This is a genomic window from Pseudomonas sp. BN411 (assembly GCF_029871235.1).
Lineage (GTDB): Bacteria > Pseudomonadota > Gammaproteobacteria > Pseudomonadales > Pseudomonadaceae > Metapseudomonas.
This window is the reverse complement of the sequence record NZ_SSOM01000026.1, coordinates 1-22,980: the sequence shown is the minus strand read 5'-3', so window position 1 is coordinate 22,980 and position 22,980 is coordinate 1. Positions and strand designations below refer to the sequence as shown.

General features: G+C 65.5%; 22 protein-coding genes and 1 pseudogene. 15 read left to right on the top strand and 8 right to left on the bottom strand.

Going from position 1 to position 22,980, the window contains the following annotated elements:
- Positions 1 to 24: 24 nt before the first annotated feature.
- Positions 25 to 480, top strand: a complete 456-nt coding sequence (locus tag E8F06_RS02155) for a MarR family transcriptional regulator (protein WP_280363710.1) — start codon at positions 25 to 27, stop codon at positions 478 to 480.
- Here the strand turns inward: E8F06_RS02155 and E8F06_RS02150 are convergent.
- Positions 477 to 1,106: a hypothetical protein gene (locus E8F06_RS02150; RefSeq protein WP_280363708.1), complete on the bottom strand. Its 630-nt coding sequence runs from the start codon at positions 1,104 to 1,106 to the stop codon at positions 477 to 479. The two genes, E8F06_RS02155 and E8F06_RS02150, sit on opposite strands and share 4 nt — an antisense overlap.
- Positions 1,107 to 1,253: 147 nt before the next feature.
- Between E8F06_RS02150 and E8F06_RS02145 the strand changes: the two genes are divergently transcribed.
- A complete protein-coding gene (locus E8F06_RS02145; RefSeq protein WP_280363706.1) occupies positions 1,254 to 1,871 on the top strand; it encodes a LysE family translocator in 618 nt (205 codons plus the stop codon).
- Entirely contained in the window at positions 1,871 to 3,085 is a 1,215-nt protein-coding gene (locus E8F06_RS02140) for a benzoate/H(+) symporter BenE family transporter (RefSeq protein ID WP_280363704.1), read from the top strand. The genes E8F06_RS02145 and E8F06_RS02140 overlap by 1 nt, the downstream gene beginning before the upstream one ends.
- A 108-nt stretch (positions 3,086 to 3,193) precedes the next feature.
- Here the strand turns inward: E8F06_RS02140 and E8F06_RS02135 are convergent, their stop codons facing one another.
- Positions 3,194 to 3,955 (bottom strand): SDR family oxidoreductase, encoded by a 762-nt coding sequence (locus tag E8F06_RS02135; RefSeq protein WP_280363702.1) that lies wholly within the window; start codon positions 3,953 to 3,955, stop codon positions 3,194 to 3,196.
- 225 nt (positions 3,956 to 4,180) lie between these two features.
- Between E8F06_RS02135 and E8F06_RS02130 the strand changes: the two genes are divergently transcribed.
- The gene (locus E8F06_RS02130; RefSeq protein WP_280363700.1) at positions 4,181 to 5,185 is read left to right on the top strand and encodes an NADP-dependent oxidoreductase; all 1,005 of its coding nucleotides are present in this window, start codon (positions 4,181 to 4,183) and stop codon (positions 5,183 to 5,185) included.
- A gap of 43 nt (positions 5,186 to 5,228) precedes the next feature.
- Here the strand turns inward: E8F06_RS02130 and pyrF are convergent, their stop codons facing one another.
- The 3 genes from pyrF to E8F06_RS02115 all read right to left on the bottom strand — a co-directional run bounded on the left by pyrF (position 5,229) and on the right by E8F06_RS02115 (position 7,814).
- On the bottom strand, positions 5,229 to 5,927 hold the full coding sequence (pyrF, locus tag E8F06_RS02125; RefSeq protein WP_179062067.1) for an orotidine-5'-phosphate decarboxylase: 699 nt from the start codon (positions 5,925 to 5,927) through the stop codon (positions 5,229 to 5,231).
- 210 nt (positions 5,928 to 6,137) lie between these two features.
- Positions 6,138 to 6,881: a hypothetical protein gene (locus tag E8F06_RS02120; RefSeq protein ID WP_280363698.1), complete on the bottom strand. Its 744-nt coding sequence runs from the start codon at positions 6,879 to 6,881 to the stop codon at positions 6,138 to 6,140.
- Between the two features lie 45 nt (positions 6,882 to 6,926).
- Positions 6,927 to 7,814, bottom strand: coding sequence for a LysR family transcriptional regulator (locus E8F06_RS02115; protein ID WP_280363695.1), 888 nt, complete (start codon positions 7,812 to 7,814; stop codon positions 6,927 to 6,929).
- Positions 7,815 to 7,904: 90 nt separating this feature from the next.
- On the opposite strand from E8F06_RS02115, the gene E8F06_RS02110 reads away from it, so the two are divergent.
- From E8F06_RS02110 to E8F06_RS02100, 3 genes are all read left to right on the top strand, one after another.
- Positions 7,905 to 8,378, top strand: coding sequence for a multidrug/biocide efflux PACE transporter (locus E8F06_RS02110; protein WP_280363693.1), 474 nt, complete (start codon positions 7,905 to 7,907; stop codon positions 8,376 to 8,378).
- An 86-nt stretch (positions 8,379 to 8,464) separates the two neighbouring features.
- Positions 8,465 to 8,632 (top strand): DUF2897 family protein, encoded by a 168-nt coding sequence (locus E8F06_RS02105; RefSeq protein ID WP_151135083.1) that lies wholly within the window; start codon positions 8,465 to 8,467, stop codon positions 8,630 to 8,632.
- Between the two features lie 52 nt (positions 8,633 to 8,684).
- Positions 8,685 to 9,446 (top strand): CPBP family intramembrane metalloprotease, encoded by a 762-nt coding sequence (locus E8F06_RS02100; protein WP_280363692.1) that lies wholly within the window; start codon positions 8,685 to 8,687, stop codon positions 9,444 to 9,446.
- Here E8F06_RS02100 and E8F06_RS02095 read toward each other — a convergent pair.
- Together E8F06_RS02095 and E8F06_RS02090 are read right to left on the bottom strand one after the other, a co-directional pair.
- Positions 9,397 to 10,218 carry a transporter substrate-binding domain-containing protein gene (locus tag E8F06_RS02095; RefSeq protein ID WP_280363691.1) on the bottom strand — a complete coding sequence of 274 codons (822 nt, stop codon included), beginning with the start codon at positions 10,216 to 10,218 and terminating at the stop codon, positions 9,397 to 9,399. The genes E8F06_RS02100 and E8F06_RS02095 overlap by 50 nt on opposite strands.
- A gap of 108 nt (positions 10,219 to 10,326) precedes the next feature.
- On the bottom strand, positions 10,327 to 10,956 hold the full coding sequence (locus tag E8F06_RS02090) for a TetR/AcrR family transcriptional regulator (RefSeq protein ID WP_280363688.1): 630 nt from the start codon (positions 10,954 to 10,956) through the stop codon (positions 10,327 to 10,329).
- 192 nt (positions 10,957 to 11,148) lie between these two features.
- On the opposite strand from E8F06_RS02090, the gene E8F06_RS02085 reads away from it, so the two are divergent.
- The 8 genes from E8F06_RS02085 (at position 11,149) to E8F06_RS02050 (ending at position 22,634) form a co-directional block, all read left to right on the top strand.
- Complete coding sequence (locus E8F06_RS02085; protein ID WP_280363685.1) at positions 11,149 to 12,936, top strand: DUF1446 domain-containing protein; 1,788 nt, start codon at positions 11,149 to 11,151, stop codon at positions 12,934 to 12,936.
- Between the two features lie 11 nt (positions 12,937 to 12,947).
- The gene (locus tag E8F06_RS02080; protein ID WP_280363683.1) at positions 12,948 to 13,823 is read left to right on the top strand and encodes an SDR family oxidoreductase; all 876 of its coding nucleotides are present in this window, start codon (positions 12,948 to 12,950) and stop codon (positions 13,821 to 13,823) included.
- Positions 13,823 to 15,439, top strand: coding sequence for a geranyl-CoA carboxylase subunit beta (gene atuC / locus E8F06_RS02075; RefSeq protein WP_280363681.1), 1,617 nt, complete (start codon positions 13,823 to 13,825; stop codon positions 15,437 to 15,439). The genes E8F06_RS02080 and atuC overlap by 1 nt, the downstream gene beginning before the upstream one ends.
- Before the next feature lie 72 nt (positions 15,440 to 15,511).
- A complete protein-coding gene (gene atuD / locus E8F06_RS02070) occupies positions 15,512 to 16,672 on the top strand; it encodes a citronellyl-CoA dehydrogenase (RefSeq protein WP_280363679.1) in 1,161 nt (386 codons plus the stop codon).
- Positions 16,673 to 16,753: 81 nt separating this feature from the next.
- Complete coding sequence (gene atuE / locus E8F06_RS02065) at positions 16,754 to 17,551, top strand: isohexenylglutaconyl-CoA hydratase (protein ID WP_280363677.1); 798 nt, start codon at positions 16,754 to 16,756, stop codon at positions 17,549 to 17,551.
- Between the two features lie 127 nt (positions 17,552 to 17,678).
- Complete coding sequence (gene atuF / locus E8F06_RS02060; protein WP_280363675.1) at positions 17,679 to 19,664, top strand: geranyl-CoA carboxylase subunit apha; 1,986 nt, start codon at positions 17,679 to 17,681, stop codon at positions 19,662 to 19,664.
- An 82-nt stretch (positions 19,665 to 19,746) separates the two neighbouring features.
- Entirely contained in the window at positions 19,747 to 20,571 is an 825-nt protein-coding gene (locus tag E8F06_RS02055; RefSeq protein ID WP_280363828.1) for an NAD(P)-dependent oxidoreductase, read from the top strand.
- Positions 20,572 to 20,810: 239 nt separating this feature from the next.
- On the top strand, positions 20,811 to 22,634 hold the full coding sequence (locus E8F06_RS02050; protein ID WP_280363673.1) for a long-chain-acyl-CoA synthetase: 1,824 nt from the start codon (positions 20,811 to 20,813) through the stop codon (positions 22,632 to 22,634).
- A 95-nt stretch (positions 22,635 to 22,729) separates the two neighbouring features.
- Here E8F06_RS02050 and E8F06_RS02045 read toward each other — a convergent pair.
- Positions 22,730 to 22,980: pseudogene (locus E8F06_RS02045) on the bottom strand (hypothetical protein); the annotation flags it as partial.

Below are 22,980 nucleotides of genomic sequence, written 5' to 3'. Positions count from 1 at the left end.
GACGACCGCGACAGATACGTCAATATGCTTGACCTGAAAAATCCCACCATTCAGCAAGCCGCCATGGAAGCCTTCTTCTTCGGCTACCAGGCCTTCACCAGCAAGCCGGACGAAATCCTCGCCCGCCGAGGCCTGTCGCGGGTGCATCACCGCATCCTGTTCTTCATCGCCAAGTACCCGGGGCTGAGCGTCAAGGAGTTGCTGGGCTACCTGGGCGTGACCAAGCAGGCGCTGAACACGCCGCTACGGCAACTGGTCGAGTTGAAGCTGGTGGAAAGCGTGGCCGCGATCGACGACAAGCGTAAGCGCATGCTCGGCTTCACCAGTGAAGGGGCGAAGCTGGAACAGGCCCTGCGCCGGGAACAGGCGCGCCTGTTGCAACGCGCCTTTGGCGAAGCCGGGGAGGAAGCGGTGCGCGGCTGGCTGGAGGTCAACCAGGCGCTGTGCACCGCACGCCAGGGAGAAGCCTCGGAAGGCTAGAGCGAAGGCTCCAGCTCCCGCGCGCCACGGAAGAACACCAGCATCATCGCCACGCTGCTGGCGATCAGCGGCAACAGGCCCAGCATCATCAGCACGATGGTGGCCATCATGATCCCGCCGACCAGGTCCAGCCAGGCCATCACACGAAACACCGGATAGACGTTCTGCACCTTCAGCAGACGTATCCCGAACCACGCGGTCAGGGCTCCCAGCAAGGCAATCACCCCGAAGTAGAGCAGCATCGGCCAACCGGGTTCGGTACTGGCATCGCCCATCAGCAGGTCCAGTACTTCGATTCCCAGGCTGACGACGATCACCGCCCAGATTGGCGGCGCCAGCCCTTCGGCGGAGAACCGCGCCTCGGCGAACAGCTTGAAGCGGATCAGCAGGTAGCAGCCGAGGAAGGTCAGGGCCACGCCAATCCAGTCGGAAACGCTGACCAGCCGTGGGTCCTCGGTGACACCGGCGGCCACCGCGAAACCGGTAATGACCAGGGTGCCCACCGCGCTGACCAGGCTCAGCCAGCCCAGCAGCTTGAGGTTTCCCGGGGTCCAGCCGTTCATCTGCCGTGGACCGGCATCCTCGACCAGATCCACCCGCGGCGCGGCGTAGGGATTCTCGTCCATGTGCGTCTCTCCAGGCGGAAAACCAACACAGTAGCCGCAGATCCCCCAGGTGCCAATCGACTGTATCGCTCAACGCGCGTGTTGCTGTACGGGGACGTTGCAAGTTCCCAAGCTTTAGTCTGCGGACACAACGACAAGGTGACCGCCATGAGCCTGGAACTGATCTTCGCCTTCATCCTCTTCGCCTTCGTCACCTCGGTGACCCCCGGCCCCAACAACATGATGCTGCTCGCCTCCGGCGTGAACTTCGGTGTGCGCCGCAGCGTGCCGCACATGCTCGGCATCAGCCTCGGCTTCATGGTGCTGGTGATGGCCGTGGGCCTGGGACTTTCCCAGGTGTTCCGGCAGATCCCCGAACTCTACATCGCGCTGCGCTACATCGGCGCCGCCTACCTGCTCTACCTCGCCTGGAAGATCGCCGGCTCAGGCGCACCGGACGCCAACAACTCCGAGAAACGGCCGAAGCCCTTCACCTTCCTCCAGGCCGCGGCCTTCCAGTGGGTCAACCCCAAGGCCTGGGTCATGGCCATCGGCGCCATCACCACCTACACGCCGCAGGAAAACTTCGTGGTCAATGTGGTCCTGATCGCCGCGCTGTTCGCCCTGGTCAACTGCCCCAGCGTCGGCCTCTGGACGGTGGCTGGCAGCCTGATGCGTCGCTGGCTGTCCGAACCGCGCATACTGCGCCTGTTCAACATCGGCATGGCCCTGCTGCTGGTGGCTTCGCTCTACCCCATCCTGGTCGACGTCAACGGAAAGATCTGATGACCCAAGTGTCCGAATCCCCGGCCAACCCCGCACGGCTGCGCCCCCTGGCCGACTCTTCGCCTTCTGCCGTGGTGGCGGGGTTCATCGCCATGCTCACCGGCTACACCAGTTCCCTGGTGCTGATGTTCCAGGCCGGCCAGGCCGCGGGGCTCAGCAGCGCGCAGATCTCCTCCTGGATCTGGGCGCTGTCCATCGGCATGGCCCTGACCACCGTCGGCCTCTCCCTGCGCTACCGCACGCCCATAGTCGTTGCCTGGTCCACGCCGGGCGCGGCCCTGCTGATCACCAGCCTGCCGGGTGTGAGCTACGGCGAGGCCATCGGCGCTTTCGTCGTCTGCGCCGCCCTGCTCGCGCTGGTGGGTCTGACCGGGGGCTTCGAGCGCCTGATGCGCCGCCTTCCAGCGTCCTTGGCGGCGGCCCTGCTGGCGGGCATCCTGTTCAAGATCGGCAGTGAAATCTTCATCGCCGCCCAGCATCGCACCACCCTGGTCCTGGCGATGTTCTTCAGCTACTTACTGTTCAAGCGCCTGCAGCCACGCTACGCCGTGCTGGTGGCGCTCGTAGTGGGCTGCGTGATGGCGGCGGCGCTGGGCCTGCTGGATTTCAACGGCTTCGAGTTCGCCCTGGCCGAACCTGTGTGGACCACACCTGAATTCTCCGTCACGGCGGTAATCAGCATCGGCATCCCCCTGTTCGTGGTGGCCATGGCCTCGCAGAACATTCCCGGTATCGCGGTGCTGCGCGCCGACGGCTATCAGGTACCCGCCTCGCCGCTGATCTCGGTGACCGGCATCGCCTCGCTGCTGCTGGCGCCCTTCGGCTCCCACGGCATCAACCTGGCGGCCATCAGCGCGGCCATCTGCACCGGGCCCCATGCCCACGAGGACCGCAACAAGCGCTACACCGCCGCCGTCTGGTGCGGGATTTTCTACGGCATCGCCGGCACTTTCGGCGCAACCCTGGCGGCGCTCTTCGCCGCCCTGCCCAAGGAGTTGGTGCTGTCCATCGCTGCCCTGGCGTTGTTCGGCTCCATCAGCAACGGCCTGACCGCCGCCATGCAGGAGCCCAAGGAGCGTGAAGCGGCGCTGATCACCTTCATGGTTACCGCTTCGGGCATGACCCTGCTGTCCATCGGTTCGGCCTTCTGGGGCCTGATCGCCGGGGTACTGACCCTGCTGATCCTCAACGTCGACACTGGCAAGGACAAATGAAAAAGGCGCCGGAAGGCGCCTTGAATTCGCAACAGCACATGACTTCGTAGGAGCGAGCTTGCTCGCGAAGGCGGAACCGTTCGCGAGCAAGCTCGCTCCTACCGTTCTTCAGATAGCAGTGGCTCCGCCGTCCACCGCCAGGGCATGACCGGTAGTGAAGCCAGCCGCATCGCAGCAGAGGTAGAGCACCGCCGCAGCGATTTCCTCGACCTTGCCGATGCGCCCCACCGGGTGCATGGTGGCGACGAACTCGGCCTTCTTCGGGTCGGCTTCATAAGCACGGCGGAACATATCGGTGTCGATCACCGCCGGGCATACGGCATTTACCCGGACCTTCTTCTTCGCGTACTCGACGGCTGCGGACTTGGTCAGTCCGATCACCGCATGCTTGGACGCGGCATAGATGCTCATCTTCGGCGCCGCGCCCAGGCCGGCCACCGAAGCGGTGTTGACGATGGCACCAGCGCCCTGGGCCAGCATCAGCGGGATCTGGTGCTTCATGCACAGCCATACGCCCTTCACGTTGACGCCCATGATGGCGTCGAACTCCGCCTCGTCGCCATCGGCCAGCTTGCCCTTTTCAATCTCGATGCCGGCGTTGTTGAAGGCATAGTCGAGGCGGCCATAGGCGGCCAGGGTGCCTTCCATCAGCGCCTTGACCTCGGCGTCACGGGTCACGTTGCAGCGGATGAACACGGCATCGCCGCCAGCGGCGCGGATCAGCTCCACGGTGCCTTCGCCCCCGGCAGCGTCCACATCGGATACCACCACCTTCAGGCCCTCGGCAGCGAACGCCTGGGCGGTTGCGCGGCCGATACCGTTGGCGGCGCCGGTTACCAGGGCGACCTGGCCGGAGAACTTCATGCTCATCTGTGCATCCTCGACGGGAGTGGAAACTGGGGCGAAGTCTATTCAGTCGCCTGTGTGCAACGTCAGCATCATCAGGGCTCTGGTGAACACACCATCCAGAACGCTGATGAAACACTCGCCACCAGATCATTGCCATCCATGACGGGACATTCCGCCCGATCACCGAACTTGCCCCGCCCCCGCTGGCCGACTATCACCAGAACTTTCCCTTCTGGAGTTCCTGCCATGTCCACGCTCAATCGCCAGTTCCTCCTTGCCCAGCGTCCGGTAGGCCCGGCCACCCGGGAGACCTTCTCCTACGTGGAAACCCCGGTCGGCGAGCCCGCCTCCGGTCAGGTGCTGGTGGAGAACCTCTATCTGTCCCTGGACCCGGCCATGCGCGGCTGGATGAACGACGCACGCTCCTACATCCCCCCGGTGGCCATCGGTGAAGTGATGCGCGCGCTGGGCATCGGCAAGGTAGTGGCCTCCGTGCATCCGGACTTCAAGGTGGGCGATCACATCAGCGGCGTGCTGGGCGTGCAGGACTACTTCCTGGGCGAGCCGCGCGACTTCCACAAGGTCAACCCGAACCAGGCTCCCCTGCCCCTCTATCTTTCTGCCCTGGGCATGACCGGCATGACCGCCTACTTCGCCCTGCTCGACGTGGGCCAGCCAAAGGCCGGGGAAACCGTGGTCATTTCCGGGGCCGCCGGCGCGGTGGGCAGCGTTGCCGGGCAGATCGCACGGATCAAGGGTTGCCGCGTAGTGGGCATCGCCGGCGGTGCCGACAAGTGCCGCTACCTGGTGGAGGAACTGGGCTTCGATGGCGCCATCGACTACAAGGCCGAGAACCTCCACGCCGCCCTCAAGCGCGAATGCCCGAAGGGCGTGGACGTCTACTTCGACAACGTTGGCGGCGACATCCTCGATGCCGTGCTCACCCGCATCAATCGCAAGGCGCGCATCGTCATCTGCGGCGCCATCAGCCAGTACAACAACAAGGAAGCGGTAAAAGGTCCGGCCAATTACCTGGCGCTGCTGGTCAACCGCGCGCGCATGGAAGGCATGGTGGTGTTCGATTACGCGCCGCGCTTCGGCGAGGCGGTCAAGGACATCGCCGGCTGGCTGGCCAGTGGCGAATTGAAGAGCAAGGAAGATGTGGTAACGGGGCTGGAAAGCTTCCCGGAAACCCTGGGCAAGCTGTTCAGCGGAGAGAACTTCGGAAAGCTGGTGTTGAAGGTGCGCTGATCGGCGCGAACGGCGCGCTGCCCAGGGCAGCGCGCCAGCGGCGTCAGGCCAGTTCGGCGACGACTGCGGCCAGCGCCTTGGCCGGGTCGGCGGCCTGGCTGATCGGGCGGCCGATCACCAGGTAGTCGGAACCGGCATCCAGGGCCTGGCGCGGGGTGAGGATACGGCGCTGGTCGTCCTGGGCGCTGCCGGCCGGGCGAATACCCGGCGTCACCAGTTGCAGGCGCGGATAGGCGGACTTGAGGTCGGTGGCTTCCTGGGCCGAGCACACCAGGCCATCCATGCCGGCCTTGTCGGCCAGACCGGCCAAGCGCAGCACCTGCTCCTTGGGCTCGATGTCGAGGCCAATGCCGGCCAGGTCTTCGCGCTCCATGCTGGTCAGCACGGTCACGCCGATCAGCAGCGGCTTGGGACCGTTGAACTTGTCCAGGGTCTCGCGGCAGGCCGCCATCATGCGCAGACCGCCGGAGCAGTGCACATTGACCATCCACACACCCATCTCGGCAGCAGCCTTCACCGCCATCGCCGTGGTGTTGGGGATGTCGTGGAATTTCAGGTCGAGGAAGACCTCGAAGCCCCGGTCACGCAGGGTCGAGACGATTTCGGCGGCGCAGCTGGTGAACAGCTCCTTGCCCACCTTGACCCGGCACAGCTTGGGATCCAGCTGGTCAGCCAGCCGCAGGGCAGCTTCGCGGGTGGGAAAGTCGAGGGCGACAATGATCGGCGTCTGACAGGCGGACATGGAGGAAATCTCATACGAATCGGAAACGGCGCGCATTGTAGCGGAAGCCGGCGCGCGCCGCTGCCTCATGGAGCCTGTTTACGCGCTCGCGAGCTATGGAAAGACAAGGCGAAAACGGCTGAGAAAGCGGAGTCTACGAGCTGTAAATGAGCATTTCGAAGCCGTTTTCAACGCAGTATTTCAGACGCGCAGCAGCGTGTAGGCAGGCTCTCAGACGAGATGATCGAGGGCAAACGCCGTCATGAACCCCGCCAGTGTGATCAGCCCGGTCCAGGCGTGAGTGCTTTCGAAGGCTTCGGGAATCAGGGTATCGACCAGCATGCAGAGCACCGCCCCCGCCGAGAAACCCAGGGCGAAGGCCAGCCAATGGGGCTGAAGGTCGGCGAACAGCCCGGGACCTGCCATGGCCGCTAGTCCGGACAGCAACGCGATCACACCCCAGAGCGCGAACACCACCCAGCCGCTGCGCTTCTCCTCGCGCAACCCGGCCGCGCTGGCCAGGCCCTCGGGCAGGTTGGCCAGGAAGATCGCCACCAGCATCAGCAGGCTGACCTCGCCACCGTCCAGCAGCCCCAACCCCAGGCCGAGGGATTCGGGAATGCCGTCGAGAAAGGCGCCGACGGCGATCAGCAACGCGACCATGCCGCTGCCGCCGTTGCTGCTCTTGCCGCGATGGTGCCGTTCCAGGCGATCGATGTACTGGCTGGCCAGGACGAACACGGCACCGCCGGCCAGCATGCCCGCCAGGGTTGGCCAGAGACCGCCGATGCGTTCGGCTTCCGGAATCTGGCCGAAGCAGAGGGCGGCGACCAGCACGCCGCTGCCATAGGCCATGATCGAGGCCACCACCTTCTGCGGCAGCTTCACCAAAAAGCCGATGGCGGCGCCGATCAGCAGGCTGCTGGCGGCCAGCCAGCCCCAGAGGCCGGCCTGGATGGTGACGGGAATCTGCATGTCCTTCCTCCTTGAATTACCGGGGCCAAGGCTACCAGAACGGTCTCAGCGCGCCGCCGGACGGTCCAGCAGGCGCTCCAGCAACCAACTCGCCGCCGGCCCCAGCGGACGCTGGCGGGACCAGACCACATCCACAGCCTGACTGCGCGGCCAGCCGGGCACCTGCAATTCCTTCAGGCGTCCGTTGGCGTAGCCGCTGACCAGCCAGCGCGGCAGCTCTGCCCAGCCGAAACCGTTGCTGGCCATATCCAGCAGCATCAGGTAGCTCGGCGCCGACCAGCAGCGGCCGCCACTGAACGGCAGCCCGTCATCCAGGGCCATGGCGTCGCCCACGGTATTCAGGCGCAGCAACCGCCAGCCAGCGAGGTCGCTCTCCCGTACATCGGCCAACTGCGCGAGCGGGTGCTCCCGGGCCGCGAACAAGCCGAAGTCCGCACGCTCGGCCACGGTCGCCGAGCCCACCTCCGGCGGGTAGCTGCCCTGTGCCGCCAGCAGGCCCAGGGTGGCGCGCCCTTGTACGACCAGTTCGATCACGTCGTGATGCTCGGCGATCAGGCATTCGAACTCGAGGTCGGGGTAGCGCTGATCCAGTTCCGTCAGGCGCTCTTCGTACTGCGCCGACTGGTAGGCGTCCGACAGCGCCAGGCTGACCCGTGGCTCCAACCCGCCAGCCAATTGCGCGGCAGCGTGCTGCAAGCGGTCGGATGCCGCGAGGATCTCATCGACCCGCCCCAGCAGGGCCCGACCGGCGTCGGTCAGCTGCGGCTGTCGGCTGCTGCGGTCGAAGAGTTCCAGCCCAAGGTCGATTTCCAGCCGGGCGATGGCTTCGCTGACGGTGGACTGGCTCTTGCCCAGCTTGCGCGCGGCGGCACTGAAGGAGCCGAGGGCGACTGCCTGGGCGAAGGCTTCAAGGGATTCAGGGGAGTAGTTCATATCGGCTTTCCCGATGGCATCTCACTTAACCCTATCCCATCGACCGATGAGAATACAGGGCATGTCTTCATCAGGAGCCAGGAGAGCACCATGACCCTGACCACCACTGCCGCCCTGAACAAATCCATCAAGGAGCGGGTTTTTCATGCCCTGGCCTTCGAGGGCCTGGCCGTGCTGCTGACCGCGCCCGTGCTGTCGCTGGTACTGGGCAAGTCGCTGGCGCACATGGGCGCGCTCACGCTGATGTTCTCCACCGTGGCAATGCTCTGGAACATGGCATTCAACAGCCTGTTCGACCGCGCCCAGCAGCGCTTCGGCTTCCAGCGCACCTTGTCGGTGCGCATCACCCACGCCGTCCTGTTCGAGCTGGGGCTGATCGTGGTGCTGGTTCCGCTGGCGGCCTGGTGGCTGTCGATCGTGCTGGTGGAAGCCTTTGTGCTGGATATCGGGCTGCTGCTGTTCTTCCTGCCCTACACCCTGGTGTTCAACTGGACCTACGACACCCTGCGTGCCCGCCTGGTGGAAGGCCGGGCCGAGCGCGCTGCCGATTGCAGCGCCCGTTGAGCCGCACGGGAATCGCAGGCTCCCGGGAACGTGGAAAGGCGCGCACAATCGAATAGAGTAGTGGCCCCTTTTCGCAGGAGAACATCATGCCCTGGTATGCCTGGCTGATACTGGTCCTGGCCATCGGCTCCATAGTCGGTAGCCTGATGCTGTTGCGCGACACGGCGAAGAAACTGCCGCTGACCGAAGAGCAGCTCAAACGCATCCGCGAGCGCAATGCCGAAATGGATGCCAAGGAAGCCAAGGACCGCTGACCCCGTGCCTTCCCCCGAGCAACAAAGCGCGGCAGCGTCGCTGAGAAGCGTCATGCCGCTCCACCTGCAACTGCTGTTCCCGCTGATCGTCCTTGCCCTTGGCCAAGGGCTGGGCGGCGTACAGGTGATCGCCCTGCTGGCAGGCGTCTCCTATGCCGGCTGGGTTTTCGCCGATCGGCAGTTGCCGGCGCGGCTCTGGCTGCCGGTCACCCTGCTCTCTTCCGTCGCCCTCGCCGCCCACCTGGTGCCGGGCTTCAGCCCATTTCCCCTGGGCGAACCGCAGCGCCTGAGCCCCGACGCGCCGCCCTACGGATTGCGTGTTTCCTGGGACAAGCTGCTGGTGGGCATGACCCTGCTCGCCTGGTGGCTGGGCCGCCCGACACTGCGAGCGTTTGCGCCTGCGCCGCGCAACGCCTGGCTCGCCGCCCTCGCCACCTTGCTGCTGGTGCCACTGCTGGCGCTTGCGATCGGGCTGGTGGGCTGGCAGCCGAAATGGCCGGAGATGGTCTGGGAGTGGCTGGCGGTAAACCTGCTGGTCACCGTGCTGGCGGAAGAACTGGTATTTCGCGGATTGCTGCAACCGGCGCTGGTCTCCCGGCTCGGTGCACGCAATGGCGTGCTGCTCACGGCGGCGATCTTCGGAGCCGTCCACCTGCCGTTCAGCCCACTGTTCGCCTTAGTCGCGGGGCTGGCCGGCCTGGGCTACGGGCTGGTTTTCCACTACAGCGGCCGGCTATCGATGGCGGTGGCCCTGCACCTGGCGGTCAATTCCTGCCATCTGTTGCTGCTGAGCTACCCGCTGCGGCTGGCCTGACCACCACGCCATAGCGCCCGAAGATCTGCTGTAACTGGCCTCCGGCGCGCAGCCGCTCCAGCAGTGCGGAAAACTGCTCGGCACTGATGGGGGCTCCCGGTCTCAGCAAGGCGTAGTGGTGGTAGCTCTGATCGATCCGGTCGCTGGCGAGGAAACTGTCCGCCTGCTCCGGGTTTCGCTCCAGGTAGGCATTGAAATAGGAACGGGTCACCAGGGCGATATCCGCACGCTCGCGCAGCAGCATCCGCAAGTTGCTGTCGTGGGAATAGGTGAGCTTCGCGTCGAACTCGCGCTGGAGAAATTCGGGGTCGGGATTGAAGCCGGCAAAGCCGTAGTGATAGCCGTTGTAAAGTGCCAGGCGCTTGCCGGCCAGCTTGCCGAAGTAATGCTGGCTGCGCCCGGGCTGGGCCTTGGCGACGAAGATTTCCGCATCGGCCAGCCCCATGTCGATGCGCGCACCGGGGATGCCTTGCCAACCCCAGTCCGGATTCTCGAACACCGCCAGATCGATCCGCCCTTCCTGGAAATCCCGGAAGCGCCGGGGAATGGCGGTAGGACGCACGACGAAGCGGTAGTCCGTCTGCAATGCGTTGAGCGCCGCGAGCATGTCCAGGAGCAAGCCGCTGGCCTCGGCCGACTCAGGCTTGACCACATAGGGAGGGAAATGCGCGCCGGCGACCTGGACGGTCTGCGACGCCACCACAGGCGCTGAAATCAGCAGGACTACGGCAACCCACAACGCCTTCAGGGACAACCCCCTGCAAACTTCCATCTCTACAGCTGCTCCCTGCAGTTACGGCACTGCGCCGCAGAGTACGTGATTAACGTTGCAACTACCCACGTTCTCCAGAACGGGACGTGACGGACATCACATTTGCCGTCAGGCGTCCTTGATCACCAGCGACAGCGCTTGCTCGGCGAGTTGGTCAAGCGTCATCGGACCCTCCGGGCGGAACCAGGTGGTGGTCCAGCTCAGCGCGCCGGTGAGGAAACGCCGCAGGATGAACGGGTCGGCAGTGAAATACCCTTCGGCACGCGCTTCACCCAGCACATCCAGCCAGAGTTGCTCATAGGCTTCACGCAGCTGGAGGATATGGTGCTGGCCTTCCTCGGACAGCGAGCGCCACTCGTACACCAGCACCGCCATGGCTTCGCCGGTACCGCCCATGATGGATTGCAGCTCGCAGCGGATCAGCGCCAGCACCCGCTCGCGCAGGTCGCCGGCGTCCGTCATGGAGGCACGCATCAGCGCGGTGTTGTAGAGGACGGTTTCCTCCATCACCGAGCGGAGGATCTCATCCTTGCTCTTGAAGTGATGGAAGATGCTGCCGGACTGGATACCGACGGCGCTGGCGAGATCGCGCACCGTGGTGCGCTCGTAGCCCTTGCTGCGGAACAGGTGGGCGGCGGTCTGCAGCAGCTTGCCGCGGGCGCTTTCAGGGTCGGTGATCTGGCCGCTGGCAACCAGTTCCTGCATCACCGCTTGGGCTTTTTCGTCGTCAAGGCTCATTGGAATCCCCACTGCAGTCGGCCACTCCAACTTAAGAATGGTCCGCAAGTCTCTGTCTTGATTAACGAAATTTATGCCGGGTGATCCGCCCAAGCAAGCGCTCGGGTGAAAAGAACTGAGCTCCCACTTTTCAACCAAGCGCTTGCTTGGTAGTGTTCCATCCATCACCCAACAGTGCTGCGGAATACTCCAATGACAAAAACCGTACGCATCGGCTGCGCCTCCGCTTTCTGGGGCGACACCTCCACCGCTGCTGCCCAGTTGGTGCATGGCGCCACACTGGACTACCTGGTCTTCGATTACCTGGCCGAGATCACCATGTCGATCATGGCCGGCGCTCGCCTGAAGGATCCGAATGTCGGCTTCGCCACCGACTTCGTCGAAGTCCTGGCTCCCCTGCTGCCGACCATCGCGCAGAAGAAGATCCGCGTGATCAGCAATGCCGGCGGAGTGAACCCGGTCGCCTGCGCCAGCGCCCTGGCCGCCGCCTGCGAAAAGGCCGGCGTAACGCTGAAGATCGCCGTATTGCACGGCGACAACCTGCAACCCCGGCTGGGCGAACTGGCCAAGGCCGGCATCCGCGAAATGTTCAGCGACGCCCCGCTGCCGCCCATGTGCGTCTCGATCAACGCCTACCTGGGCGCACCGGGCATAGTGGCCGCGCTGGAACAGGGCGCGGACATCGTCATCACCGGCCGGGTAGTGGACAGCGCCGTGGTCAGCGCCGCCCTGGTCCACGAGTTCGGCTGGTCCTGGAGCGACTACGACAAGCTCGCCCAGGCCGCCCTCGCCGGCCACCTGATCGAATGCGGCGCCCAGTGCACCGGCGGCAACTTCACCGACTGGGAATCGGTGCCTGACTACGAACACATCGGATTCCCCATCATCGAGGCGGAAGCCGACGGCAGTTTCTGCGTGACCAAGCCGGATGGTTCCGGCGGCCTGGTTACGCCTTTCTCAGTCGGCGAGCAGATGCTCTACGAGATCGGCGACCCGCGCGCCTACCTGCTCCCCGACGTGGTCTGCGACTTCACCCAGGTCCGCCTGGAACAGGCCGGGACCAACCGGGTGCGCGTACTCGGCGCCCGTGGCCTGCCGCCGACGCCGCAATACAAGGTCAGCGCCACCTACCCCGACGGTTTCCGTTGCACCGCCAGTTGCCTGCTGGCCGGCATCGACGCCGTGAAGAAGGCCGAGCGGGTCAGCCGCGCCATCATCGCCAAGACTGAAGAACTCTTCGCCGAACGCGGCTGGGGCCGCTATCGCGAGGTGAACGTCGAACTGCTGGGCAGCGAAGCGACCTACGGTCCCCACGGCCAGCGCCAGGACAGCCGCGAGGTGGTCATCAAGATCGCCGTCAGCCACAGCCGCAAGGACGCCCTGGTGCTGTTCTCCCGCGAAATCGCCCAGGCAGCGACCGGTATGGCGCCGGGCCTGACCGGCATCGTCGGCGGCCGACCCACTGTCTACCCGGTGATCCGGCTGTTTTCCTTCCTGGCGGACAAATCCGCCTGCCACCTCGAAGTGGAAATGGATGGCCAGCGCAGCCCCTGCGATCTGCCGCAATTGCACGGCTTCGACGTCACAGCCCTGGCCGACGACCTGGCGCCTCCAGCCGCCGAGGGCCAGGCCAGCGCCAGCGTCCCCCTGGTGAAACTGGCGGTTGCGCGCTCCGGCGACAAGGGCAACCACAGCAATATCGGCGTCATGGCGCGCAAACCGGAGTATCTGCCCTGGATCGCCGAAGCCCTGACCCGGGAAGCCGTGGTCGACTGGATGGGCCACGTACTCGACCCGCAGATCGGTCGTGTGGCGCGCTGGTACCTGCCGGGCAGCCACAGCCTGAACTTCCTGCTGGAAAACGCCCTGGGCGGCGGCGGCGTGGCCAGCCTGCGCATCGACCCGCAAGGCAAGGCCTTCGCCCAGCAGCTCCTGGAATTCCCGGTGCCGGTGCCCCAGGCCCTGGCCGACAGCCTCTGAGGACGCAACCCATGGCATACGACTCGGTATTCAAGCCCGGCCTGTTCAGCGGCCAGACAATCATGGTCACCGGTGGCGGCAGCGGCATCGGCCGTTGCACCGCCCATGAGCTGGCAGCCCTGGGCGCCCATGTGGTGCTGGTTGGCCGCAAGGCGGAAAAACTGGAGAAGACCGCCGGCGAAATCAGCGAGGACGGCGGCAGCGCCAGCTGGCAGGCCTGCGATATCCGCGACGAAGAGGCGGTGAAAGCCATGGTCGCCACCCTGCTGGCCGAGCGCGGGCCGATCCATCACCTCGTCAACAACGCCGGCGGCCAGTACCCCGCGCCACTGGCCTCGATCAGCCAGAAAGGCTTCGAGACCGTGGTTCGCACCAACCTGGTGGGCGGCTTCCTGGTGGCCCGCGAAGTATTCAACCAGTCGATGAGCAAGACGGGCGGCAGCATCGTCAACATGCTCGCCGACATGTGGGGCGGCATGCCCGGCATGGGCCACTCCGGCGCCGCCCGCGCCGGCATGGAGAACTTCACCAAGACCGCAGCCATCGAGTGGGGCTACGCGGGAGTACGGGTCAACGCGGTGGCACCCGGCTGGATCGCCTCCAGCGGCATGGACACCTACGAAGGCGCCTTCAAGGCCATCATCCCCACCCTGCGCGAGCACGTGCCGCTCAAGCGCATCGGCAGCGAATCCGAAGTGGCCGCCGCCATCGTATTCCTCCTTTCCCCTGGCGCCGCCTTCATCAGCGGCAACACCATCCGCATCGACGGCGCCGCCAGCCAGGGCAGCCGTGCCTTCCCCCTGGCCAAGGCCAAGCCCGGCCAGAGCAAGGCCTACAACGGGTTCCACCGGGCATTCCTGCCCGACGTGCTGAAGGATCAAGAGTAATGACCGCGATCCAATCCCAACTCGATGCCCAGGGCGACGACTTCGCGAAGAACCGCGAAGCCATGCTCAGCGCCATCGCGAGTTTCCGCGAGGTAGAGCAGAAGGTGCTGGACAAGGCCGCCGAAGCCCGGCCGAAGTTCGAAAAGCGCGGCCAGCTGCTGCCCCGCGAACGTCTGAACCTGCTGCTGGACCCGGGCAGCCCCTTCCTCGAACTCTGCTCCCTGGCCGGCTACAAGCTGCATGACGACAAGGACGGTACCCAGGCCGGCGGCGGCATCATCGCCGGCATCGGCTACATCTCCGGGATTCGTTGCCTGATCAGCGCCAGCAACAGTGCGATCAAGGGCGGCACCATCTCCCCCACCGGGCTGAAGAAGACCCTGCGCCTGCAGCAGATCGCCATGGAGAACAAGCTGCCGCTGGTGGCCCTCACCGAAAGCGGTGGCGCCAACCTCAACTACGCGGCGGAAATCTTCGTCGAGGGCGCGCGCGGCTTCGCCAACCAGGCACGGATTTCCGCCATGGGCATCCCCCAGGTCACTGTGGTGCACGGTTCGAGCACCGCCGGCGGCGCCTATCAGCCGGGCCTGTCGGACTACGTGATCGTGGTTCGCGGCAAGGCCAAGATGTTCCTCGCTGGCCCGCCTCTGCTGAAGGCCGCCACCGGTGAAGTGGCGAGCGACGAAGAGCTGGGCGGCGCCGAAATGCACGCCCAAGTGGCCGGCACAGCCGAGTACCTGGCGGAGAACGATGCCGACGGCCTGCGCCTGGCCCGCGAGATCCTCGCGATGCTGCCCTGGAACGCGCAATTGCCGGTCCGAGCCCACGCCGAATGGCGCGAGCCGCTGTACAGCGCCGAAGAGCTGCTGGGGGTGGTTCCGGCCGATCCGAAGAAGCCCTACGACGTACGCGAGATCATCGCCCGCATCGCCGATGGCTCGGAGTTCCTCGACTTCAAGAACGAGTTCGACAGCCAGACCGTCTGCGGGCACCTGCGCATCGAAGGGCGCCCGTGCGGCCTGATTGGCAACAACGGCCCCATCACGCCCCAGGGCGCAGCCAAGGCGGCGCAATTCATCCAGCTCTGCGAGCAGACCAATGTGCCGCTGCTGTTCCTGCACAACACCACCGGCTTCATGGTCGGCACCGAGTCCGAGCAACTGGGCGTGATCAAGCATGGTTCGAAGATGATCCAGGCCGTGGCCAACGCCCGCGTACCCAAGCTCACCCTGGTGGTGGGCGGCTCCTACGGTGCCGGTAACTACGCCATGTGCGGCCGTGGCCTGGACCCGCGCTTCATCTTCGCCTGGCCCAACAGCCGCACTGCGGTGATGGGCGGCGCCCAGGCCGGCAAGGTGCTGCGCATCGTCACCGAGGAAAAACACGCCAAAGAGGGCAAGGAGGCCGACCCGAAGATGCTCGACATGCTGGAGCAGGTGACCGCGCAGAAGCTCGAGAGCCAGTCCACTGCCCTCTACGGCACCGCCAACCTCTGGGACGACGGCCTGATCGACCCCCGTGACAGCCGCCGCTTGCTCGGCTATCTGCTGGATATCTGCGCGGAGGCGGACGTGCGACCGCTGAAGGGCAACAGTTTCGGCGTGGCACGTTTCTGACCGCTGGGTGCGCCGCGCGCACCACACCAGATCACGGTGCGCACGGCGCACTCTACAAGGAGAACAACAAAGATGATCTTCACCCAGGAACACGAAGAACTTCGCCGCACGGTGCGCAATTTCGTCGAGAAGGAGATCAACCCCTACGTCGACGAATGGGAGAAAGCCGGCCGCTTCCCGATCCACGACGTGTTCAAGAAGGCCGGTGAGCTCGGCCTGCTGGGCATTTCCAAGCCGGAGAAGTTCGGCGGCATGGGCCTGGACTACAGCTACTCGATCGTCGCTGCCGAAGAGTTCGGCACCATCCACTGCGGCGGCATTCCCATGTCCATTGGCGTACAGACCGACATGTGCACCCCGGCCCTGGCGCGCTTCGGTTCCGATGAGCTGCGCGAGGAGTTTCTGCGCCCGGCCATCGCCGGCGAGATGGTCGGCTGCATCGGCGTCTCCGAAGTGGGCGCCGGCTCGGACGTCGCCGGGATGAAGACCACCGCCCGCAAGGACGGCAGCGACTACGTGATCAACGGCAGCAAGATGTGGATCACCAACTCCCCCAGCGCCGACTTCATCTGCCTGCTGGCCAACACCTCGGACGACAAGCCGCACATCAACAAGTCGCTGATCATGGTGCCGATGAACACCCCCGGCATCACCCTCAGCGCCCACCTCGACAAACTCGGCATGCGCAGTTCCGAGACCGCCCAGGTGTTCTTCGACAACGTCCGGGTGCCGCAGCGCTACCGCATCGGCCACGAAGGCGCGGGCTTCATGATGCAGATGCTGCAGTTCCAGGAAGAACGCATGTTCGGCGCCGCCAACATGATCAAGGGCCTGGAGCACTGCGTGGACGTCACCATCGACTACTGCAAGGAACGCAAGACCTTCGGCAACCCGCTGATCGACAACCAGGTGATCCACTTCCGCCTGGCCGAGCTGATGACCGAGATCGAAGCCCTGCGCGCGCTGGTCTACCAGGCGGTGGAGTTGTACGTCACCGGCAAGGACGTCACCCGCCTCGCCTCCATGGCCAAGCTCAAGGCCGGCCGCCTCGGCCGCGAAGTCACCGACGCCTGCCTGCAGTACTGGGGGGGCATGGGCTTCATGTGGGACAACCACGTCTCCCGCGCCTATCGCGATACCCGCCTGGTGTCCATCGGCGGCGGCGCCGACGAAATCATGCTGGGCATCATCTGCAAGCTGATGGGCACCCTGCCTGGGAAGAAGAAAGGTTGATCGTGAACCGTAGGAGCCAGCTTGCTGGCGAAAGCTTCGCCAGCAAGCTGGCTCCTACAACACCCTGACGAGGATGCCGGCATGAATGAATTGCCGAACTGCGAAACCCTGCTGCTGGAACAGGCCGCTGGCGTGCTGCACATCACCCTGAACCGGCCGGACAGTCGCAACGCCATGAGCCTGACGATGGTCGAGGAACTGCGTGCGGTCCTGGCCGCGGTGCGCACTGACTCAAGCGTGCGCGCCCTGGTGCTGCGCGGTGCCGGCGGGCACTTCTGCGCCGGTGGCGACATCAAGGACATGGCCAGCGCCCGAGCCACCGGCAGCGATGCCTACCGCAGCCTGAACCGTGCCTTCGGCAGCCTGCTGGAAGAAGCCCAGGCGCAACCCCAGGTGCTGGTGGCGGTGCTCGAAGGCGCAGTGCTGGGCGGCGGATTCGGCCTGGCCTGCGTCTCCGACATCGCCATTGCCCACGCCGGCGCCCAGTTCGGCCTGCCGGAAACCAGTCTCGGTGTGCTGCCGGCGCAGATTGCACCCTTCGTGGTCAAGCGCATCGGCCTGACCCAGGCGCGCCAACTGGCGCTCACCGCGGCGCGTTTCGATGGCGCCGAGGCCCTGCGCCTGGGCCTGGTGCACTTCGCCGAGGCCGATACGGCCGGCGTGGAGCAGCGCCTGGCCGAGAGCCTGGAACAGATCCGGCGCTGCGCGCCTGGTGCCAATGCCCGGACCAAGGCCCTGCTGCTGGCCACCGAAGACGAGCCGCTGGCTGCCCTGCTGGACCATGCCGCCGAGCAGTTCGCCGCTGCCGTCACCGGCCCTGAAGGCACCGAAGGCACCCTGGCCTTCGTGCAGAAGCGCAAGCCCACCTGGGCGCAGTGAGCCTTTACGCCCTCTCCCTCCGGGAGAGGGTTGGGGTGAGGGGAATCCCGCCGCGCGCAGGTGGTTCCCTCACCCCTGGCCCCTCTCCCAAGAGGAGCGGGGAATAGAATCCGAGGAGCCAGAGAATATGCCCAGCTTCAACAAGATCCTGATTGCCAACCGTGGCGAGATCGCCTGCCGGGTAATGCGCACCGCCCAGGCGCTCGGCTATCGCACCGTTGCCGTCTACAGCGAAGCCGACGCCGACGCTCGCCATGTACAACTGGCGGACGAGGCGGTGTGCATTGGCCCGGCGCCCGTGGGGCAATCCTACCTGTCGGTCGCAGCCATCCTCGAAGCGGCCCGGAAGACCGGCGCCGACGCCGTTCACCCCGGCTATGGCTTCCTCTCCGAGAACGCCGAATTCGCCCGCGCCTGCGAGGCGGCCGGCATCATCTTCATCGGCCCCACTGTGGATGCCATCCACCTGATGGGCAGCAAGCGCCTGTCCAAGCTGGCCATGCTCGAAGCTGGTGTGCCGTGCATTCCCGGCTACGAAGGGGCCGAGCAGGACGACGCCACGCTGGCCCGCGAAGCCGCACGCATCGGCTACCCGCTGATGATCAAGGCCAGCGCCGGCGGCGGCGGACGCGGCATGCGCCTGGTGAACGGCGCGGATGAGCTGACGACGCAACTGCGCACGGCCCGCTCGGAAGCGCTGAATGCCTTCGGCAGCGCCGAGCTGATCCTGGAAAAGGCCGTGATCCGGCCGCGCCATGTGGAAATCCAGGTGTTCGGCGACCAGCACGGCAACCTCGTCTACCTGGGCGAGCGGGACTGCTCCGTGCAGCGTCGCCACCAGAAAGTCATCGAAGAAGCCCCCTGCCCGGTCATGACGCCCGAACTGCGCCAAGCCATGGGCGAAGCGGCGGTGAAGGCCGCGCGCACAGTGCGCTACGTGGGCGCCGGCACGGTGGAATTCCTGCTGGATGCCAGCGGCGCCTTCTACTTCCTGGAAATGAACACCCGTCTGCAGGTCGAGCACCCGGTGACCGAGCTGATCACCGGCCAGGACCTGGTCGCCTGGCAGATTCGCGTGGCCGAGGGCCAACCGCTGCCATTGAAGCAGGACGAGATCCGCCTCAACGGCCATGCCATGGAAGTGCGCCTCTACGCCGAAGACCCGTCCGCCGGCTTCCTGCCCCAGACCGGCGACGTGTTGCGCTGGGAGCCGGCCGAGCTGGAAGGAATCCGCATCGACCACGGCCTGGTGGAGGGCCAGGCCGTGACGCCCTTCTACGACCCCATGCTGGCGAAGGTCATCGCCTGGGGCGCTACCCGCGAGGAAGCCCGGCGCAAGCTGGCTCGCGCCGTGGAGGATTGTGTGCTCCTCGGCGTGAAGGGCAACCAGCGCTTCCTCGCCAATCTGTTGCGCCACCCGCAGTTCGCCGCCGGGGAAGCCACCACCGCCTTCATCGGCGAAACCTTCGGCGCCGACCCGAGCCTGACACCACAGGCGGCATCTCCGGCCGAGCTGGCGATGGCCGCCACCCTGCTCTACCAGGCCTCTGCCGCCGCCAGCGCCCACCAGGGCGGCCTGGCCGGCTGGCGCAGCGCCGGCAGCGCGCCCTGGCGCCTGGTTCTGCGTCAGGGCGAGCAGAAGCACGGCGTGGAACTGGCGGTGCAAGACACCGGCCAACAACCGCGCCTGCTGGCAAGGGTGAATGACACCGAAGTTGCAGTCCGCCTGGTGAGCGCCGATGGCCGCTGGGCAGTGATGGAACTGGACGGCATCCGTCGCCGCGTCGCCTACCACCAACAGTCCACGCAGCTCTGGCTGTTCGGCCAGAACGGCAACCTGGAACTGCAGGACATCACCCACGAGCCCGCCGGCGGACAAGCCGGCGCCGCCTCCGGCACGGTGAAGGCGCCCATGGATGGCGCCATCGTCGACGTGCTGGTGAGTGAGGGTGATCGGGTCGGCAAGGGCCAACTGCTGGTGGTGCTGGAAGCCATGAAGATGGAGCACCCGCTGAAGGCCGGCGTGGACGGCGTGATCCGCCGCGTCCAGGTCAGCCGCGGCGACCAGGTGAAGAGCCGCCAACTGCTGGTCGAGGTGGAAGAAGCCTCTTAACGAAGGATTTTCTGTGGGGGCGAATTCATTCGCCAAGGGCCGCCGCGCGGCCCCGGACAACAACAAGAACCAGGAGAACCAGATGTCCCTTTCCGGCAAAACCCTGTTCATCACCGGCGCCAGCCGTGGCATCGGCCGCGAGATCGCTCTGCGCGCCGCCGCCGATGGCGCCAATATCGTCGTCGCCGCCAAGAGCGCCGAGCCCCATCCGAAACTCCCCGGCACTATCTTCAGCGTCGCCGAGGAAGTGCAAGCCGCCGGCGGCAAGGCCCTGCCCCTGCAACTGGACGTGCGTGACGAAAACGCCGTGCGCGATGCCATGGCCAAGGCCGCCGAACACTTCGGCGGCATCGATGCCCTGGTCAACAATGCCGGCGCCATCAAGCTGGTGGGCGTAGAACGCCTGGACCCCAAGCGCTTCGACCTGATGTATCAGATCAACACCCGCGCGGTGATGGTCTGCAGCCAGGCCGCATTGCCCTTTCTGAAGCAAAGCGCCAACAGCCACATCATCAACCTTTCACCACCACTCAACCTCGCGCCCAAATGGTTCGCCCAGCACGGCCCCTACACCGTCACCAAGTACGGCATGAGCATGCTCACGCTGGGCATGAGCGAGGAGTTCAAGAAGTACGGTATCAGCGTCAACTCGCTCTGGCCGCAAACCATGATCGCCACCGCCGCCATCGAGTTCGAGCTGGGCAGCCGCGACGCCTTCAAGCGCGCCCGTACCCCGGCCATCATGGCCGATGCTGCTTACGCCATCCTCACCAGCCAGGGCCGCAGCATCACTGGCCGCCTGCTGATCGACGAAGAAATCCTGCGCGAACAGGGCCAGACCGAATTTGAGCAGTACCGCTACGACCCGCAGGGTGGCTCGCTGGTGCCGGATCTGTTCCTGGACTGAGTCCGTTTGTGGGGGCGAATTCATTCGCTATGGGCTGCGTAGCAGCCCCTTGAGGCCGAAGGGCAGGACTGCGTCCTGCATCGCGAATGAATTCGCCCCCACAAGGAGCCACCACAGCCTCACCACCACCATTTGCCCATCTGCCCTTCCCCCGCCGCGCCAGGGTCATGGCGGGGCCCGGTCGACCGCTCTAGAGTCAGGGGCATATCTGCGTACAACAACGACAACACGCGAGAACCATGAGCCAAGTCGATCTGATCTCTCCGATGAGCTTCATCGCCCGCCTGCCGGCCAACCTTCCGCGCTTGCCGCGCATGGTGCTGGGCCTCTACTACACCGGCATCCGCAACCGCGAAAAGGCGTTGTCCCTGGGTTGGGCGCTGGAGCGCGCTGCGCGGCTGTACCCCGAGCGCCCGGCCGTGATCGATGAACAACGCCGGATCAGCTATGCCGACTTCAACGCCTGGAGCAATCGCCTGGCGCACGCCCTGAAAGCCGAAGGCGTGGCACACGGCAGCGTCGTGGCAGTGATGCTGGAGAACCGCATCGAAGTGCTGGCGGTTCTTGGTGCCCTGGCCAAGCTGGGTGCCATCGCCGCCCTGGTGAACACCACCCAGCGCGGCAAGGTGCTAAGCCACAGCCTCAACCTGGTCAAGGCCCGGCACTTTGTGGTGGGGGAGGAACTGCGCGGCGCTTTCGACGAAGTCCGCGCTGAACTGGAGGATGCCCGCCGCTGCTACTGGGTGGCCGATGGTGACTGCCTGACCGCCCCCGGCGACGCCCCACCCGGCTGGCAGAACCTGATGCGCCTGGCCTTGGGTCAGTCCAGCGACAATCCGGTGGAAACCGGCCAGGTCCGCCTCAAGGACGCCTGCTTCTACATCTACACCTCGGGCACCACCGGCCTGCCCAAGGCGTCCATCCTCAGCCATGGCAAGTGGATCAAGGCCTTCGGTGGTTTCGGCCACTCGGGCCTGGGCCTCGGCGAGAACGACGTCTTCTATCTGACCCTGCCCTGCTACCACAACAATGCGGTCACCGTGAGCTGGGCCTCGGTGCTGGCCGGCGGCGCCGCCATCGCCTTGCGCCGCAAGTTCTCCGCCAGCAACTTCTGGAAGGACGTGGCCCGCTATCAGGCCACCTGCTTCGGCTACATCGGCGAGCTCTGCCGCTACCTGCTGAACCAGCCGCCCTGCCCCGAGGAACAGGGCAACAGCCTGACCTGCATGATCGGCAATGGCCTGCGCCCGTCGATCTGGGCCGAGTTCAAGACGCGCTTCGGCATCGAACGGGTAATGGAGTTCTACGCCTCCAGCGAGGGCAACATCGGCTTCACCAACGTGTTCAACTTCGACAATACGGTGGGCTTCTCGCCGGCCACCTTCGCCATCGTCCGCTATGACCTGGAAAACGACCGCCCGCTACGGGACCACCGGGGCCTGATGGAAGAAGTCGGCAAGGGCGAAACGGGCCTGCTGATCAGCGAAATCAGCGACAAGTGGCCCTTCGACGGCTACACCGACCCGGCCAAGAGCGAAGCGGTGATCCTGCGGGATGTGTTCAAGAAGGGTGACGCCTGGTTCAACACCGGCGACCTGATGCGCGGCATCGGCTGCAAGCACGCGCAGTTCGTCGACCGCCTCGGCGACACCTTCCGCTGGAAAGGCGAAAACGTCTCCACCACGGAAGTCGAGAACGCCCTCGGCGCCTTCCCCGGCGTGGAAGATGCGGTGGTCTACGGCGTGGAGATTCCTGGCACCAACGGTCGTTGCGGCATGGCCGCCCTGCGTCTGGGCAGTGGCGCGCATCTGGACGGCGAGGCCCTGGCCGTTCACCTCGATCGCGAACTGCCGGCCTACGCCTCACCGCTGTTCGTGCGCCTGCTGGGTGAGGTGGAGACCACAGGCACCTTCAAGTACAAGAAGACCGACCTGAAGCAACAGGCCTATGACCCGTCAGCAGTGAGTGAACCGCTTTTCGCGCGACTGCCCGGCGACCCGGCCTTCCGCCCGCTGGATGGGGCCCTGTATCAGGCCATCCAGCGCGGGGAATATCGTTTCTGACGCAGACTTCCTGACTATGTAGGAGCGAGCTTGCTCGCGAATGCTTTGGGCCCGGCCTCTTCGCGAGCAAGCTCGCTCCTACTCACGCAACCGGATCAGCGCTTGAACTCGAACTGCAGCTCGGCGCCTTCCACCGAACGCCAGTAATCGTCTTCCCGCTCATTGGTGATCAGCTTGCCATTGAGCTGGAACGGGCTTTCCGGGACGGGTTTTTCCACGAACATCTGCGGCAATAGCTGCTGGTCAGGCAGGTCGGCCGCTGCCTCGGTCGGCTGCAACTGATCCACCAGATCCTTCGGCAGGCTGAGGTCGAGCTTGGCTGCGGGCAGCGGGGCGGTGGCAGCCG

What these genes read in the sequence shown, in the direction of transcription:
- E8F06_RS02115 (WP_280363695.1), bottom strand. Translation starts at nt 7,814, where the DNA reads ATGAACTACTCCCCTGAATCCCTTGAAGCCTTCGCCCAGGCAGTCGCC.
- atuD (WP_280363679.1), top strand. Translation starts at nt 15,512, where the DNA reads ATGATCTTCACCCAGGAACACGAAGAACTTCGCCGCACGGTGCGCAAT.
- atuC (WP_280363681.1), top strand. Translation starts at nt 13,823, where the DNA reads ATGACCGCGATCCAATCCCAACTCGATGCCCAGGGCGACGACTTCGCG.
- E8F06_RS02050 (WP_280363673.1), top strand. Translation starts at nt 20,811, where the DNA reads ATGAGCCAAGTCGATCTGATCTCTCCGATGAGCTTCATCGCCCGCCTG.
- E8F06_RS02110 (WP_280363693.1), top strand. Translation starts at nt 7,905, where the DNA reads ATGACCCTGACCACCACTGCCGCCCTGAACAAATCCATCAAGGAGCGG.
- E8F06_RS02135 (WP_280363702.1), bottom strand. Translation starts at nt 3,955, where the DNA reads ATGAGCATGAAGTTCTCCGGCCAGGTCGCCCTGGTAACCGGCGCCGCC.
- E8F06_RS02130 (WP_280363700.1), top strand. Translation starts at nt 4,181, where the DNA reads ATGTCCACGCTCAATCGCCAGTTCCTCCTTGCCCAGCGTCCGGTAGGC.
- E8F06_RS02085 (WP_280363685.1), top strand. Translation starts at nt 11,149, where the DNA reads ATGACAAAAACCGTACGCATCGGCTGCGCCTCCGCTTTCTGGGGCGAC.
- E8F06_RS02095 (WP_280363691.1), bottom strand. Translation starts at nt 10,218, where the DNA reads ATGGAAGTTTGCAGGGGGTTGTCCCTGAAGGCGTTGTGGGTTGCCGTA.
- E8F06_RS02155 (WP_280363710.1), top strand. Translation starts at nt 25, where the DNA reads ATGCTTGACCTGAAAAATCCCACCATTCAGCAAGCCGCCATGGAAGCC.
- E8F06_RS02100 (WP_280363692.1), top strand. Translation starts at nt 8,685, where the DNA reads ATGCCGCTCCACCTGCAACTGCTGTTCCCGCTGATCGTCCTTGCCCTT.
- E8F06_RS02140 (WP_280363704.1), top strand. Translation starts at nt 1,871, where the DNA reads ATGACCCAAGTGTCCGAATCCCCGGCCAACCCCGCACGGCTGCGCCCC.
- E8F06_RS02080 (WP_280363683.1), top strand. Translation starts at nt 12,948, where the DNA reads ATGGCATACGACTCGGTATTCAAGCCCGGCCTGTTCAGCGGCCAGACA.
- E8F06_RS02120 (WP_280363698.1), bottom strand. Translation starts at nt 6,881, where the DNA reads ATGCAGATTCCCGTCACCATCCAGGCCGGCCTCTGGGGCTGGCTGGCC.
- E8F06_RS02090 (WP_280363688.1), bottom strand. Translation starts at nt 10,956, where the DNA reads ATGAGCCTTGACGACGAAAAAGCCCAAGCGGTGATGCAGGAACTGGTT.
- E8F06_RS02105 (WP_151135083.1), top strand. Translation starts at nt 8,465, where the DNA reads ATGCCCTGGTATGCCTGGCTGATACTGGTCCTGGCCATCGGCTCCATA.
- pyrF (WP_179062067.1), bottom strand. Translation starts at nt 5,927, where the DNA reads ATGTCCGCCTGTCAGACGCCGATCATTGTCGCCCTCGACTTTCCCACC.
- atuF (WP_280363675.1), top strand. Translation starts at nt 17,679, where the DNA reads ATGCCCAGCTTCAACAAGATCCTGATTGCCAACCGTGGCGAGATCGCC.
- E8F06_RS02145 (WP_280363706.1), top strand. Translation starts at nt 1,254, where the DNA reads ATGAGCCTGGAACTGATCTTCGCCTTCATCCTCTTCGCCTTCGTCACC.
- E8F06_RS02055 (WP_280363828.1), top strand. Translation starts at nt 19,747, where the DNA reads ATGTCCCTTTCCGGCAAAACCCTGTTCATCACCGGCGCCAGCCGTGGC.
- atuE (WP_280363677.1), top strand. Translation starts at nt 16,754, where the DNA reads ATGAATGAATTGCCGAACTGCGAAACCCTGCTGCTGGAACAGGCCGCT.
- E8F06_RS02150 (WP_280363708.1), bottom strand. Translation starts at nt 1,106, where the DNA reads ATGGACGAGAATCCCTACGCCGCGCCGCGGGTGGATCTGGTCGAGGAT.